This window comes from Glycomyces algeriensis (genome assembly GCF_027622855.1).
GTDB lineage: Bacteria > Actinomycetota > Actinomycetes > Mycobacteriales > Micromonosporaceae > Glycomyces > Glycomyces algeriensis.
This window is the reverse complement of record NZ_JAPZVR010000003.1, coordinates 210,744-225,321: the sequence shown is the minus strand read 5'-3', so window position 1 is coordinate 225,321 and position 14,578 is coordinate 210,744. Positions and strand designations below refer to the sequence as shown.

The following is a 14,578-nucleotide window of genomic DNA, read 5'->3' as shown; positions in this document are numbered from 1 at the left end:
CCAGTGGGGGAGCGCGATGCCGGCACGAGCATGCGAGGAGCGGTCGGCGATAGTGGGAGGGTGACCGGTGCCTTCCTCCACCCCGATTTCGAGTCCGCCGTTGAGCGCGCCCTCGCCGATGAGACCGGCGGGCGGCTGACCGGCCTCTACGTGCCCGACGACCGGACGCTCACCGAGCTCTGGGCGATCGGCCGCGCTCCCGACGGCAGGGCCAGGGTCAACCCGTACCGCGACGTCGCCCGCCATCTTCGCCTCAAAGGCGAACGCGCGGTCTACACCGCGGCGGACGGCACGCGGACGCGACTGGCCGTGCCGCACGAGGGCATCGCCGCGCACCGCGAGCCGCTGGCGTCACGGTCGCTCGCGCCCGGCGTCTGGTCGCACTTCCCGGCGGCGGACACCCGCGTCTACGTGCCGGTCTCGGGCACCTTCGACCTCGGCGGGATGGCCGACATGGCCGTGGTCTCGGGCGGGGTCGTCTACCGGGTGACGGTCGACGCCGGACCCCGGATTCTCCGATCGTTCATTCCCGATGTCTCCCAAGGCTTCAGCGCCGGCCCACGCTGACCCCGCGAATCCGGCCGGATTTCGGGGCCGCTGACCGTGCGCGTTGATCCGCTCCCGGCGGAGTCTTTGCGCGGGGCGTCCGCGATGGTAGGGTCTCCACATACCGACCAGACGGTTTGGAGTCGTGCATGCAGAGGTTCGAGGGCAGCGTCGCCCTGATCACCGGGGCGAGCAGGGGCATCGGCCTCGCCATCGCCCACCGGCTCGTCAGCGAAGGCGCATCGGTGGTCATCACCGGCCGGGACGAGGACGCGCTGAAAGCCGCGGTCGCCGAACTCGGCGAGGAACGCGCCTCGGGCGTCGCCGGCAAGGCCGACGACCCCGACCACCAGGCCGCAGCGGTCGCGCACGCCGCCGAGCGCTTCGGCGGCCTCGACCACCTCGTCAACAACGCCGGCGTCAACCCCGCCTACGGGCCCCTCACCGGCATCGACCTCGACGCGGCCCGCAAGATCCTCGAAGTCAACGTGATCGCCGCACTGGGCTGGACCCGCCGGGCCGCCGCCGCGGGCCGCCTCAAGGCGGTCGTCAACATGGCCTCCATCGCCGGCACGGCCTCCAGCCCCGGCATCGGCTTCTACGGGGTCTCCAAGGCCGCCTTGATCAACCTGACCGAGCAGCTCGCGGAGGAGCTCGCCCCGGCCGTCCGCGTGAACGCGCTGGCGCCCGCGGTGATCAAGTCCCGCTTCTCGAAGGCGCTGTACGAGGGCCGCGAGGCGGAGGCCGCGGGCGCGTACCCGCTCGCCCGCCTCGGCGCCCCCGACGACGTGGCCGGGCCGGCCGCGTTCCTGCTCTCCGAGGACGCCGCCTGGGTCACCGGGCAGACGATCCTCGTGGACGGCGGCGCGAGCGCGCGCCGCTCCTGGTGAAGGATGGGATCCATGAAGACCAAGAACGTGGCCGACGAGGTCCTCAGAGCCGCATTGGAACTGTTCGCCGAGCAGGGGTACGCCAACACCAGCGTCCAGCAGATCGTGCAGGCCGCAGGCGTCACCAAGGGCGCGATGTACCACTACTTCACGTCGAAGGACGACCTGCTCTTCGCGATCTACGAGCGGATGCTCTCGCTCCAGAAGCGACGCCTCGACGAGATCACCGCCAAGGGCGGCGAGACCGAGGCGGTCCTGCGGGCGGTGTGCGAAGACGTGGTGGTGACCTCGATCGACTTCCTGCCCGAGGGCACGGTGTTCTTCCGCAGCCAGCACATGCTCACCCCCGAGCGGCAGGCGGAGGTGAAGCGCCGCAGGCGCGAGTACCACGACAAGTTCGCCGAGCTCATCGTGCGCGGCCAGGAGGAGGGGCGGTTCCGCGACGACGTGCCGGTCTCGGTGCTCATCGCGCACTTCTTCTCCGACATCCACTACCTGCCCCACTGGTACTCCCACGAGGGCCCCGAGAACGAGGCCGAACTGGCCGCCCAGATCACCGAGCTGTTCCTGCGAAGCCTGCGGAGGACCGATGGCTGAACCCATGATCGCGTGGCGGGTCGCCGCCCACGGCGAGCCCGCCGACGTCATGTCGGTCGAGGAGGTGCCGGTCCCCGAACCGGGCCCCGGCGAGGTCCTGGTGCGCAACCGGGCCGTGGCCGTGAACTTCCCCGACGTGCTGCTGGCCCGCGGCATGTACCAGGAGCGGCCGCCGCTGCCGTTCACGCCCGGCATCGAGCTGTGCGGCGAGGTCGCCGCGCTCGGGCCCGGCGTCGATGCGGTCACCGTGGGGCAGCGGGTGGTCGCGACCGCGATCGGCGTGATGGCCGAGTACGCGGTCGTCCCCGCCTTCTCGGTGCATCCGGCTCCCGAGTCGCTCGACGACGCGGCCGCTGCGGCCTTCCTCATCGCGTACCAGACCGCCTGGTTCGGGCTCCACCAGCGCGCTCGGCTCCAGAGTGGAGAGACGCTGCTCGTCCACGCCGCCGCGGGCGGCGTAGGCACGGCCGCGTGCCAGCTCGGTGCGGCCGCCGGGGCGAACGTGGTCGGCATCGTCGGCGACAAGGCCAAGATTCCGGTCGCCGAGGACTCCGGAGCCGCGCGGGTCCTGCTGCGCGGCGACGACTGGATCGGCGCGGTCAAGGCCGAGGGCGGCGTCGACGTCGTCTTCGACCCCGTGGGCGGCAAGGCGTTCGCGGGCTCGACGAAGGTGGTCGGCTTCGAGGGCCGCATCGTCGTGGTCGGTTTCGCCTCGGGCGAGGTCCCGCCCGTGCGCGCGGACCACGCCCTGGTCAAGAACTACAGCGTGCTCGGCCTCCACTGGGCCCTGTACCAGCGCAAGCGGCCGGACCTCGTGGCCGGGGCGCACGCCGCGCTGACCAGGCTCGCCGACGAGGGCGCGGTGCGCCCGGTCGTGTCCGAGACCGTTCCCTTCGAGGACGCGGCCGCGGCGGTCCAGCGGCTCGCCGACGGCACCACCACCGGGCGGCTGGTCGTGGCGGTGGGGGAGTGAGCGGGCTCGAGGGGCGCGTCGCGATCGTCACGGGCGGCGCGCGCGGCATCGGCGCGACCTACGTGCGCGCGCTCCACGCCGAGGGCGCGCACGTCGTGATCACCGACATCCTTGCGGACCAAGGGGAAGCGCTCGCGGAGGAACTCGGCGCGGACGCCGCGCCCGGTGCCGGGCGGGCCTCCTTCTGCGAACTCGACGTCACCGACGAGGAGGCCTGGGACCGTGCGGTGGCCGAGACGCTCGAGCGCTTCGGCGCGGTCGACGTGCTCGTCAACAACGCCGGGATGGCGAACGCGGCCCCGATCGAGCACTTCACCCTCGCGAAGTGGAACACGGTCCTGGCCGTGAACCTCACCGGGACCTTCCTCGGCTGCCGCGCGGTCGTGCCGGCCATGAAGGCCGCCGGGCGCGGTTCGATCGTCAACGTGTCCTCAGTTGAGGGACTGCGGGGGAGCGAGCGCCTCCACGGCTACACCGCGACCAAGTTCGGCGTCCGGGGCCTCACGAAGTCGCTCGCCGTCGAGCTCGGCCGCGACGGCATCCGCGTCAACTCGATCCACCCCGGCTTCATCGAGACCGAGATGACCACCCGCATCGACCCCGCGCGGCTCCTCATCCCGCTCGGGCGCCCCGGCGCCCCAGCGGATCTCGCGGGGGCCCTCGTGTTCCTCGCGGGGGACGCCTCCGCGTACGTCACCGGCGCCGAGATCGTGGTCGACGGCGGTATGACCACCGGCATCCCCCACACCTGACCGGCCGCAAGACCCGCAACATATCGAAATGGATTCACTGTCCACAGCACATACCGTCCGGTCGGTATCTGCGGTATGGTGAACGCACTCCGACACGAAGAGGTGCGAGTACGACGATGAACACCCCTCCCCCTCCCCGGCTCTCAGTGAGCGGCCTCGAGGTCGCCTTCGGCGGCCTCACCGCCCTCGACGGCGTCTCCTTCGAGGTGCGCGACGGCGAGACCGTCGCGCTCATCGGCCCCAACGGCGCCGGCAAGACGACGGTCTTCAACGCCGTCTGCGGACTCGTCAAGCCCCGCAAGGGGACCGTGCGCATCGGCGGGCGGCCCGCCCCTTCCAGGCCCACCGGCCTCCTCAAGGCCGGCGTCGCCCGGACCCTCCAGGGCCTCGGCCTGTTCGAGCGCATGACCGTCCTCGAAAACGTGCTCGTCCCGCTCACGGCCTTGCGCGTCCCCGACGCGGTCGCCAAGGCGCACAGCACCCTCGCGGAGCTCGGGCTCGCGGACCTCGCCGCCCGGCCCGCCGGGACCCTCCCGTACCCCGAGCGCAAGCGCGTCGCGCTCGCCCGAGCCCTCGCCGCCGACCCGAAGCTGCTCCTCCTCGACGAGCCCGCGGGCGGCCTGGGCACCGCCGACATCGACGCCCTCGCCGAGACCGTCGGCCGCGTGGCCGGCTCCGGCCGCGCCGTGCTCCTCGTCGAGCACCACGTCGACTTCGTCATGCGGGTCGCCGACCGGATCGTCGTGCTCGACTTCGGTCAGGTCATCGCCTCCGGCACTCCCGAAGCGGTGCAGGGCGACCCGGCGGTCGAGGCCGCCTACCTCGGACTGGAGGCCGCCGCATGAGCGCGCTCGCCTGCGAAGGCCTCACGGTCGGGTACGGCGACGGCGCGCCCGTCATCGACGGCCTCGACCTCGGCATCGCCGAAGGCGCGGTCGTCGCCCTCCTCGGAGCGAACGGCGCCGGCAAGACCACGCTGCTGCGGGCGCTCGCCGGACTCGAACCCGTCCGCACCGGACGGATCAGGCTCGGCGGCCGCGAGCTCACCGCACTGTCGACTGAGGACCGGGTCCGGTCGGGGCTCGCGCTCGTCCCCGAAGGGCGCAGCGTCGTCGTCGAGCTCACGGTGGACGAGAACCTCCACCTCGGCGGCCTCTGGCGCCACAAGCCGAAGGCCCGCAAGGCCGCCGTCGAGGAGATGTACGCCCTGTTCCCGCCGCTGGACCGGCGCCGCCGCGCGGCCGGGCACACCCTCTCGGGCGGGGAGCGGCAGATGCTGGCCCTCGCCCGCGCACTCCTCGCCCGGCCCGAGGTGCTGCTGCTGGACGAGCCCTCGCTCGGCCTGGCGCCCAAGGCGACCGCGCAGCTCCTCGGGGTGCTCCGCGAGACCGCGGCGCGCACCGGCCTCACGGTGCTCCTCGCCGAGCAGAACGTCACCGGCGCATTGTCGGTGGCCCAACGCGGCGTCGTGCTCTCCCTCGGCACGGTCGTCGCCGACCGCCCGGCGGCCGAGCTCGCCGCCGACCCCGCCCTCCGCCACGCCTACCTGGGGTTCTGATGGACCGACTCCTCGCCTTGCCCGCTCCCCGCCGAACCGGGGCACGACGCCGGCGGGCCTCCGGCACCGCAACGGCGCCTCGTGCGACGGCGGACTTCCCGTCGCACGCCCTCCTGAGCTCCGGCGCGGTCCCGCATAGCCGATCCGCGAACGTGTCGTGCTGGTGCGGCGCGTCCGCGACGCTGCGGATCGGAGCGGTGGTGCGCTTCCTGTCGCACGCCTCTCCGCCGCGCCTCTCCTCCGCCTGCGCCGCGGTGTCGCCGGATGGCCGATTCGCGGACCTGTCGCGCGGCGCGTCCGTGTCGCCGGAGCTCGAAGCGGTGGCGCGCTTCCTCTCGCACGCCTCGCTGGGCCGCGGCCCCGCGTCGCCGCCGCGCCCGTCCATCTCTTGCGCCGGGGCTTCACCGCACGACCGATCCGCGGACGTGTCGTGCCGGCTCGGAGCGGCGGTCCTCTCCGCACCCGGCCGCCCCGACCAGGGTCCGACGCCGATGCGTGCAGGCCGAGCCGCAAGCGGATCGGGGTCGTACTGATGGACCGGTTCGTCTTCCTCCTCTCCGCCGGGCTCGCCCGCGGGGCCGTGCTCGCGCTCTTCGCGCTGTCGCTGGTCATCGTGTGGCGCACCGCGCGGGTCGTGAACTTCGCGCAGGCCGCCATGGCCGTCGCGGCCGTCTACGCGGCCTTCGCCGTCACCGCCGCGACCGGCTCCTACTGGGCCGGCCTGCTCACCGGACTCGCCGCGGGCGCCCTCCTCGGCGCGATCGTGGAACGCGGCCTCATGCGCCGCCTCCCCGCGCACGCGCCCCTGCCGGGCATCATCGTCGCGATCGGGCTCGTCATGGTCCTTCAGGCCGGGCTCGCGATCGCGTTCGGCCCCGAGCACCGCCCGATGCAGCCGCCGTTCTCGCAGCGGCCCTTCATCATCGGCGGCATCCCCGTGCTCTCGCCTTACGACCTGTTCACCCTCGGGGCCGCCGCCGCGGTCATGGCCGCCCTCGCGCTCCTGTTCAACCGCTCCTCCCTCGGCCTCCGGCTGCGGGCCGCCGCGTTCGCCCCCGAGACCGCCCGGCTCCTCGGGGTCCGGGTGCCGCGCATGATCACCCTCGGCTGGGCGCTCTCGTGCGCCGCCGCCTCACTCGCCGCGCTCCTGCTGGTGCCCACCGAACTCGGGCTCAACCCGCACGCCGTCGACCTCCTCTTCGTGAACGCCTTCGCCGTCGCGGTCATCGGCGGCCTCGACTCGCCCGCCGGGGCGCTCGTCGCCGGGATCGGCGTCGGCCTGCTCGTCAGCCTCGTCACCGGGTACGCCTCGGCCTCGGCCGCGCCGCTCGCGGTACTCGCGCTCATGACCCTCGTCCTGCTCGTCCGACCCGGCGGCCTGTTCGCCCCGAAGGAGGCCAGGACCGCATGAAGACCCTCCTGCGCGCCTTGCTCATCACGCTCCTCGCCATCGGCGGGACGTTCGCCCTCGACCCGTTCCGCAACTACCAGCTCGCGCTCGCGGCGGCGTGCTTCGCCGCCGTCGCCGGACTCACCGTCCTGGTCGGACTCACCGGGCAGCTCTCGCTCGGCCACGCCGTGCTCATGGCCGCGGGCGGCTACGGCTTCGCCTTCGCAGCCTCGGCCGTCGACGGCCCGTGGCCGCTGGCCCTGCTCGCAGGCCTCGCCGCCGCAGCCGTCGTCTCGGGACTCCTCGGGCTGCTCCTCGGCGCGGCCGCGGCCCGGCTGCGCGGCCCCTACCTCGCCGGGCTCACGCTCGCACTCGTCATCGCCCTCCCCGCGGCCGCGAACACGCTGCCGCTCGGCGGCGACCAAGGCGCCCCCGCCCCGTTCTTCCCTGTGCCCGAAGCACTCGCGGCCCTCATCGCGGTCGAGCAGTGGCACGCCTGGCTCGCCATCGTCGTCGCCGCGATCGCCGTGACGCCCCTGGTGGTCCTGCGCTCGGGGAGCGCCGGACTGCGAATGCGGGCGGTCCTCGACGACGAGACCGCCTCCCGCCTGTCCGCAGTGGACCCGGGCGCGGTGAAGACCGGCGCGTTCGTCGCCAGCGCCGTCCCCGCCGGGCTCGGCGGCGCGGTCCTGGCGATCGCCACGCAGCAGGTCACGCCCGGCGGCTACGGCCTGGCGTTCTCGCTCCTGCTCGTCGTCGCCGCCGTCATCGGCGGCCTCGGCAGCATCGGAGGCGCGGCCATCGGATCCGTCCTCGTGACCGTCCTTCCCTGGCTCATCGACGAACTCGCGGCCCTCGCCCCCGACGACCTCGGCCGGCGCCTGGACGGCAACCTCGCCCTGCTCCTCTTCGGCGCGGGTCTCATCGCCTTGACCACCGCCTGGCCGGGCGGCGCCGCCCGCCTGCTCGACCGGCTCCGCGCCGCCCGGCCCCTCCGCTTCGCAACCCCTTCCACGACCACAGAGAGGTGATCGTCATGCGAACCCAGAAACCCTTCAAGAGCGCGGCCGCACTGGCCGCAGCGGCGGCACTCGGCCTCGCCGCGTGCAGCACGCCCGACAGCGACGAATCCGTACCGGGCGTCACCGACGACACGGTCACGATCGGCACCCACCAACCGCTGACGGGCCCGGCCGCGGCCGGCTACGCGACCATCTCGGCCGCCACGGCCGCCTACTTCGAGTACGTGAACGCCAACGGCGGCATCAACGGCCGCGAGATCGAGTACCTCGTCAAGGACGACGGCTACGACCCGTCCGCGACCCAGTCCGCGGTGCGCGAACTGGTGACCGAGGAGAAGGTCTTCGCGATCGTCAACGGGCTCGGCACGCCGACCCACTCGGCGGTCCTGGACTATCTCGACCAGCAGAGCGTCCCCGACCTGTTCGTCTCCTCCGGATCGCTCACCTGGAACCAGCCGGACGTCTACGAGAACACCTTCGCGTTCAACGCCGACTACGTGACCGAGGGCGCGGCCCTCGCGCAGTACGCCGTCGATCAGCAGCCCGACGCGAAGATCTGCGTGCTCGGCCAGGACGACGACTACGGCGACGGCATCATCGAGGGCGTCGAGACCGTCCTGGGCTCCAACGCGGTCACCGACGTCCAGGTCTACTCGACCTCGGCCGAGGACCTGACCGCGCAGATGGGCGCGATGATGGCCGCCGGCTGCGAGGTGAACGTCCTCGGCACCATCAACGGCTTCACGGCGATGGCCGTGGGCACCGCCGCGCAGATGGAGTGGTTCCCGAAGTGGTACGTCTCGTCCTCGGGCGCCGACTACCCGACCCTCGCGGGCTACCTCGGCGCGGACCTCGCCCCCCAGCTCCTGCAGGGCATGGTGAGCGTCAACTACCTGCCGTTCAGCCCTGACGGCGAGTGGGTGGCGCTGTTCGAGGAGATCAACGCCGAGTACAACGACGGCGCGCCGTTCACCGGGAACACGGTGTTCGGCATGAGCGTCGGCTACCTGTTCGCCGAGGCGCTGGCCGCGGCCGGGGACGACCCGACCCGCGAGTCCCTGGTGGCGGCGATCGAATCCGGCGACCTGGTCGGCAACGGGATCGTGCCGCTCTCCTTCGCGGAGGGCGACCACGCGGCCTACCGGTCCGTGGGGATCACCGTGGTGAACGAGGGCGTCCAGGACTACGTGGGCACCACGTACGAGGTCGGCGCGGGCAGCGTGTCCGCGGTCGAACCGAACCCCGTTCCGCTGGCGAACGAGGGCATCCCGGGCAGTTAGCCCGATTACGAGGCGAAGGAGACCGATGACCGACGTGGACGTGCCGGGGCTCGACACCGCGGGGCTGGCCCGCTGGCTGGCCCGGGAGCACCCCGGGCTGGCCGGGGAGGGCCCGCTGCGGGCCGCGCTCATCGACGGCGGCCGCTCGAACCTGACGTACCGGGTCGAGGGCGCGAAGACGCCGCTGGTGGTGCGCCGGCCCCCGCTGGGCCACGCGCTGCCGACCGCGCACGACATGCGGCGCGAGCACCGGGTGATCTCGGCGCTGCGCGGCACGGTCCCCGTGCCGGCCACAGTGGACGTAGTGGACGACACCGGGGCCGGCGAGGTCACCGGCACGGTCTTCTTCGTCATGGAGTTCGTCGACGGCGCCGTCCTGAACCATCCGCGGCGCAACGCGGACTGGACTCCCGAAGGGCTGCACCGCCTCGGCATCGAGGTCGCCGAGATCCTCGCCGACCTGCACGCCGCCGAGCCCGAGCCGCTCGGGCTCGGCGGCTTCGGCCGGCCGGACGGGTACCTCGGCCGGCAGATGCGCACCTGGCGGCGGCAGCTCGACGCGTCCCGCTCCCGCGAGGTGCCGGCGCTGGACTCGCTCGGCGAGCGCCTCGCGGCCGCCGTGCCGGACTCGGGCCGGTCGGGGATCGTGCACGGCGACTACCGGCTCGACAACATGCTCGTGGCCGGGGCGCCGGACGCGCCGCGCGTCGCGGCGGTCCTCGACTGGGAGATGGCCACACTGGGCGATCCGCTCGTGGACCTCGGAATGCTCGGCATGTACTGGCACATCAGGGAGCTGCCCGGCGGGGAGCGGGCCGCCGGCCCGATCGTCGCCGGCGCCGGCTACCCCACGTTCGACGAAGTCGCGGACGCGTACGCCGCCCGCGCCGGGACGCCCGTCCCGGACCTGCGCTGGTACCGGGCCTTCGCCTGCTACAAGCTCGCCGTCATCCTCGAAGGCGTCCACTACCGGTTCACCAAGGGGCAGACCGTCGGCGAGGGATTCGATGCGATCGGCGCGCTCGTCGCGCCGCTGGCCGAGGAGGGCCTGTGGATTTCCGACCGGACGAGATGACCGTCGCCTTCGCGGACGAGGCGCGCGCGTTCCTGGACGAGCACGTGCTGCCCGCCGAACCCGTGCTCGCGAAGCAGATCGAGGACGGGCCCGGCGACTGGACCGTGCGCCCCGTCGTGCGCGCCCTCCAGGAGACCGCGCAGGAGCGCGGCCTGTGGAACCTGTTCCTGCCGCCCGGCCCGCACGGCTACGGCGGCGGCCTCTCGAACCTGCGCTACGCGCCGGTCGCCGAGCTCACCGGCCGCAGCCCCCGGCTCGCTCCGGCCGCCATGAACTGCGCCGCGCCCGACACCGGCAACATGGAGCTCCTCGCGCACTTCGGCACCGCCGAGCAGCGGGAGGCCTGGCTCGAACCGCTCCTGGAGGCGCGCCTGCGCTCGGCGTTCTGCATGACCGAGCCCGGCACCGCCTCCTCCGACGCCTCCCAGATCGGCACCCGCATCCACCGGGACGGCGGGGAATGGGTGGTCAACGGCCGCAAGTGGTTCGCCACCGGCGCGATGAACCCCGACTGCAAGCTGCTGATCGTCATGGGCAAGACGGACCCGAACGGGCCGCGGCACCGCCAGCAGTCCATGCTCCTCGTCCCGCGCGACACCCCCGGCGTCCACATCATCCGGCCGCTCACCGTGTTCGGCTACGACGACCGCGACCACGGCGGCCACGCCGAGATCCTCTTCGAGGACGTGCGCGTGCCCGCCGCGAACCTCCTCGGCGGCGAGGGCGACGGCTTCGCCATCGCTCAGGCCCGCCTCGGCCCCGGCCGCATCCACCACTGCATGCGGGCGCTCGGCATGGCCGAACGCGCCCTCGACCTGATGCGCGGCAGGGCGAACGACCGCGTCGCCTTCGGCGGCCCGCTCGTCCGGCAGGGGGTCGTGCGCGAATGGGCGGCCGACGCCCGCGTCGAGATCGAGGCCCTGCGGCTCCTGGTCCTCAAGACCGCCTGGCTCATGGACACCGCCGGGAACCGCGCCGCCATGAAGGAGATCCAGGCGATCAAGGTCGCCGTCCCCCGTGCGGTGCAGCGGATCCTCGATCATGCGATCCAGCTGTTCGGGGCCGCCGGGCTCACCGGCGACCACCCGCTCGCCGAGATGTTCGCCGCCGCGCGGTCCCTGCGCCTCGCCGACGGCCCCGACGAGGTCCACGCGGCCGCGCTCGGGAAGACCGAACTGGCGCTCGAACCATTGGAAGGAGTGGCGCGATGACGCACCGCAACGACCCCGCCGTCGACGGCCCCGGACACGGGACCCTCTCGATCGCGGCCATCCTCGCCGAGAGCGCCCGCCGCCGGCCCGACGCCCCCGCCCTGCACTTCATGGGCCGCACCGTCAAGTACGGCGAGCTGTGGGACCAGACCCGCGCCTACGCCGGGGCGCTCGCCGCCCGCGGCATCGGGCGCGGCTCCCGGGTCGCCATGCTCGTGCCCAACGTCCCCGACTTCCCGCGCGTCTACTACGCCGCGCTCGCGCTCGGGGCCGTGATCGTCCCCATCCACCTCCTGTTCAAGGCCGACGAGATCGCGTTCGTCCTCGAGGACGCCGAGGCCGACCTCCTGGTCGCCGCCGCACCGCTCCTGGTCGAAGCCGCCCCGGCCGCCGCCCGCGCCGGCGTCCCCCTCGTCTCGGTGCTCGCCCCGGAGGGCCTCGAGATCGGCGGCCATCCGCTGCCGCGCTTGGAAGCCGAAGCGGCGCAAGCCGAACCGATCCAGCGGTACACCTCCGTCAACCCGCTTGACGCCGCCACGATCCTGTACACCTCCGGCACGACCGGGACCCCGAAGGGCGCGGTCGGCTCGCACCTGGCCATGGTCGAGCAGGTCCACGTCTCGCTCATCGACTCGTTCCCGCTGCGCAGCGACGACGTGGTCTACGGCGGCCTGCCGTTCTTCCACTCCTTCGGGCAGATGGCCGTGCTCAACATCGCGTTCCGGCGCGGGGCGGCGATCATCCTGCTCCCGAAGTTCGACCCGGACGAGGCGCTGGCGCTGCTCAACCAGTACGGGGCGACGGTGTTCACGGCGGTGCCGACGAACTTCGCCGGGATGGTCGAGGCCGCCGGGCGCACCGCGTACCGGCCGCCGCTGCGGTACGCCGTCTCCGGCGGCGCGGCCCTGCCGGTGGCGCTCCTGGAGGCGTTCGAGCGGGCCTTCGGCGCGCAGGTCCACGAGGGCTACGGGCTCACCGAGACCGCGCCGTCGTGCACGTTCAACAAAGTGGACGAGCCGATCCGGCCCGGCACGGTGGGCACCCCGATCTGGGGCGTGGACGTCGCGGTCGCCGACCCCGACACCGAGGACCGGATCGACCTCCTCGGCCCCGGGGAGCTCGGCGAGATCGTCGTGCGCGGCCACAACCTCATGAAGGGCTACCTCGGGCGGCCCGACGCGACCGCGCAGACCATCGTGGACGGCTGGTTCCGCACCGGCGACCTCGGCACCGTCGACGCGGAGCATGTGGTCACCATTGTGGACCGAAAAAAGGACATGATCATCCGCAACGGCTACAACGTGTACCCCACGGAGGTCGAGGCGGTCCTCGCCCGTCACCCGCACGTCTCGATCGCGGCCGTCTTCGGCGTCCCGCACGAGACGCACGGGCAGGAGGTGCACGCCGCGGTCGTCCCCGCCCACGGCGCCGCCGTCGACGCGGCGGAGGTCGTGGCCTACATGAAGGAGAAGGTCGCGGCGTACAAGTACCCCCGGGTCGTGCACGTGGTCGAGGAGCTCCCGCTCGGGGCGAGCGGGAAGGTCCTCAAGCGCGCGCTCGTCGAGGAGTACGGATCCTAAGGAGCCGCTACCTCGCCGATCCGCAGTTCCGCTTCGACGGCGGTGCGGATCGGCGGGGGCACCGGCACCGGGCGCCGCCCGGCGCGGTCCACGAACACGTGCGTGAACCGCCCCAGCGCGATCGGGGCGCCCCGATCGGGGGCGCCCTCGCGCAGGATCGCCAGGTCCCAGGTGATCGAGGTGGACCCGAGGCGGGCCACCGCGATGTCGACCTCCAGGACCTCCGGGAACGAGGCGGGCGCCAGGAACTCGCACGACGACGCCCGGGCCAGCCCGATCACGTCCCCGGCGGGGTCCAGGGCGGCGCGGTGCACCATCCAGGTGTTCACCGCCGAATCCATCGCCTCGTAGTACACGGTGTTGTTCATATGGCCGTACTGGTCGTTGTCGTTCCAGCGCAGCGGGAATCGGTGGCGATTGTTGTGCATGGTCGCTCCTCGGAGTGGACTGGACACCTATACTAGTTACATACCGACCGGTCGGTTTAAGCGGCTCGGTCCGAACCCGACAGGAGATGCCATGACCACCGCGCCCACCGGCCTCGACGCCGACTTCTACCACTTCCAAGACCTCCTCACCCCCGTCGAACAGGAAGCCGCCCTCCGCATCCGCGACTTCATGGAACGCGAGGTCCGCCCCATCGCCGACGACTACTGGGAACGCGCCGAGTTCCCCCACCACCTCATCCCCGGCATCGCCGCCACCGGCGTCATCGGCACCATGTGGCCCGAATCCCGCACCTTCGAGAACAGCGCCCTCTTCCGCGGCTGGGCCGCCGTCGAGATCGCCCGCGTCGACGCCTCCTTCGCCACCTTCGTCGGCGTCACCTCCGGACTCGCCATGGGCGCCATCGGCGTCGGCGGCTCCGACGCCCAACGCGCCCAATGGCTCCCTGCCATGGGCCGCGGCGAGGTCATCGGCGCCTTCGGCCTCACCGAACCCCTCGCCGGCTCCGACACCGCCCGCGGCCTGCGCACCACCGCCACCCGCCGCGGCGACACCTGGATCCTCGACGGCGCCAAACGCTGGATCGGCAACGCCACCTTCGCCGACATCACCCTCATCTGGGCCAAGGACATCGACGACGGCCAGGTCAAAGGCTTCGTCGTCCGCAAAGACACCCCCGGCTTCACGCCTGCGAAGATCGAACGCAAGCAGTCCCTGCGCGGCGTCCAGAACGCCGACATCACCCTCGAAGGCGTCGAAGTCCCCGAGACCGACCGCCTCCAGCGCATCGACTCCTTCAAAGACCTCGCCGGCGTCCTCGGCCCCACCCGCATCGGCGTCGCCTGGGAGGCCATGGGCATCGCCGTCGGCGCCTACGAGGCCGCCGTCCGCTACGCCAAGGAACGCGAGCAGTTCGGCCGCCCCATCGCCAGCTACCAGCTCGTCCAGCAGAAACTCGCCGAATCCCTCGCCGACGTCACCGCCGGCCTCGCCGTCTGCGTCCGCGTCTCCCAGATGGACGACGCCGGCACCCGCCGCGACGAGCACGCCGCCATGGCCAAGGCCTTCTGCACCGCCCGCATGCGCGAGACCGTCGCCCGCTGCCGCGAAGTCCTCGGCGGCAACGGCATCCAACTCGACCACGGCGTCGCCCGCTTCTTCGCCGACGCCGAGGCCGTCTACTCCTACGAAGGCACCTACGACATGAACACCCTGATCGTCGGCCGGGCGATCACCGGACACCAGGCATTCGTCTGA

The 14,578-nt window shown here is 72.7% G+C and carries 15 protein-coding genes; 14 read left to right on the top strand and 1 reads right to left on the bottom strand.

The window, feature by feature from the left end; genetic code table 11:
* Positions 1-60 precede the first annotated feature (60 nt).
* The 13 genes from O2L52_RS07255 to O2L52_RS07195 all read left to right on the top strand — a co-directional run bounded on the left by O2L52_RS07255 (position 61) and on the right by O2L52_RS07195 (position 12,874).
* A complete protein-coding gene (locus tag O2L52_RS07255; RefSeq protein WP_270114690.1) occupies positions 61-567 on the top strand; it encodes a hypothetical protein in 507 nt (168 codons plus the stop codon).
* A gap of 128 nt (positions 568-695) precedes the next feature.
* Positions 696-1,436: an SDR family oxidoreductase gene (locus O2L52_RS07250; RefSeq protein WP_270114689.1), complete on the top strand. Its 741-nt coding sequence runs from the start codon at positions 696-698 to the stop codon at positions 1,434-1,436.
* Positions 1,437-1,448: 12 nt separating this feature from the next.
* Positions 1,449-2,033 carry a TetR/AcrR family transcriptional regulator gene (locus O2L52_RS07245; protein WP_270114688.1) on the top strand — a complete coding sequence of 195 codons (585 nt, stop codon included), beginning with the start codon at positions 1,449-1,451 and terminating at the stop codon, positions 2,031-2,033.
* A gap of 4 nt (positions 2,034-2,037) precedes the next feature.
* Positions 2,038-3,006: an NADPH:quinone oxidoreductase family protein gene (locus tag O2L52_RS07240; protein WP_344473107.1), complete on the top strand. Its 969-nt coding sequence runs from the start codon at positions 2,038-2,040 to the stop codon at positions 3,004-3,006.
* Positions 3,003-3,758 (top strand): SDR family NAD(P)-dependent oxidoreductase, encoded by a 756-nt coding sequence (locus O2L52_RS07235; protein WP_270114686.1) that lies wholly within the window; start codon positions 3,003-3,005, stop codon positions 3,756-3,758. The genes O2L52_RS07240 and O2L52_RS07235 overlap by 4 nt, the downstream gene beginning before the upstream one ends.
* A gap of 116 nt (positions 3,759-3,874) precedes the next feature.
* Positions 3,875-4,603, top strand: coding sequence for an ABC transporter ATP-binding protein (locus O2L52_RS07230; RefSeq protein WP_270114685.1), 729 nt, complete (start codon positions 3,875-3,877; stop codon positions 4,601-4,603).
* Positions 4,600-5,316 carry an ABC transporter ATP-binding protein gene (locus O2L52_RS07225; protein WP_270114684.1) on the top strand — a complete coding sequence of 239 codons (717 nt, stop codon included), beginning with the start codon at positions 4,600-4,602 and terminating at the stop codon, positions 5,314-5,316. The genes O2L52_RS07230 and O2L52_RS07225 overlap by 4 nt, the downstream gene beginning before the upstream one ends.
* Before the next feature lie 532 nt (positions 5,317-5,848).
* Complete coding sequence (locus tag O2L52_RS07220; protein ID WP_270114683.1) at positions 5,849-6,727, top strand: branched-chain amino acid ABC transporter permease; 879 nt, start codon at positions 5,849-5,851, stop codon at positions 6,725-6,727.
* A complete protein-coding gene (locus tag O2L52_RS07215; RefSeq protein WP_270114682.1) occupies positions 6,724-7,737 on the top strand; it encodes a branched-chain amino acid ABC transporter permease in 1,014 nt (337 codons plus the stop codon). Before O2L52_RS07220 ends, O2L52_RS07215 begins: the two co-directional genes overlap by 4 nt.
* Before the next feature lie 5 nt (positions 7,738-7,742).
* A complete protein-coding gene (locus O2L52_RS07210) occupies positions 7,743-9,008 on the top strand; it encodes an ABC transporter substrate-binding protein (protein ID WP_270114681.1) in 1,266 nt (421 codons plus the stop codon).
* Positions 9,009-9,033: 25 nt separating this feature from the next.
* Positions 9,034-10,083 carry a phosphotransferase family protein gene (locus O2L52_RS07205; protein WP_270114680.1) on the top strand — a complete coding sequence of 350 codons (1,050 nt, stop codon included), beginning with the start codon at positions 9,034-9,036 and terminating at the stop codon, positions 10,081-10,083.
* Positions 10,059-11,294, top strand: coding sequence for an acyl-CoA dehydrogenase family protein (locus O2L52_RS07200; protein ID WP_270114679.1), 1,236 nt, complete (start codon positions 10,059-10,061; stop codon positions 11,292-11,294). Before O2L52_RS07205 ends, O2L52_RS07200 begins: the two co-directional genes overlap by 25 nt.
* Positions 11,291-12,874: an AMP-binding protein gene (locus O2L52_RS07195; RefSeq protein ID WP_270114678.1), complete on the top strand. Its 1,584-nt coding sequence runs from the start codon at positions 11,291-11,293 to the stop codon at positions 12,872-12,874. The genes O2L52_RS07200 and O2L52_RS07195 overlap by 4 nt, the downstream gene beginning before the upstream one ends.
* Here O2L52_RS07195 and O2L52_RS07190 read toward each other — a convergent pair.
* A complete protein-coding gene (locus O2L52_RS07190) occupies positions 12,871-13,302 on the bottom strand; it encodes an acyl-CoA thioesterase (RefSeq protein WP_270114677.1) in 432 nt (143 codons plus the stop codon). The two genes, O2L52_RS07195 and O2L52_RS07190, sit on opposite strands and share 4 nt — an antisense overlap.
* Positions 13,303-13,393: 91 nt before the next feature.
* Between O2L52_RS07190 and O2L52_RS07185 the strand changes: the two genes are divergently transcribed.
* Positions 13,394-14,578, top strand: a complete 1,185-nt coding sequence (locus O2L52_RS07185; protein WP_270114676.1) for an acyl-CoA dehydrogenase family protein — start codon at positions 13,394-13,396, stop codon at positions 14,576-14,578.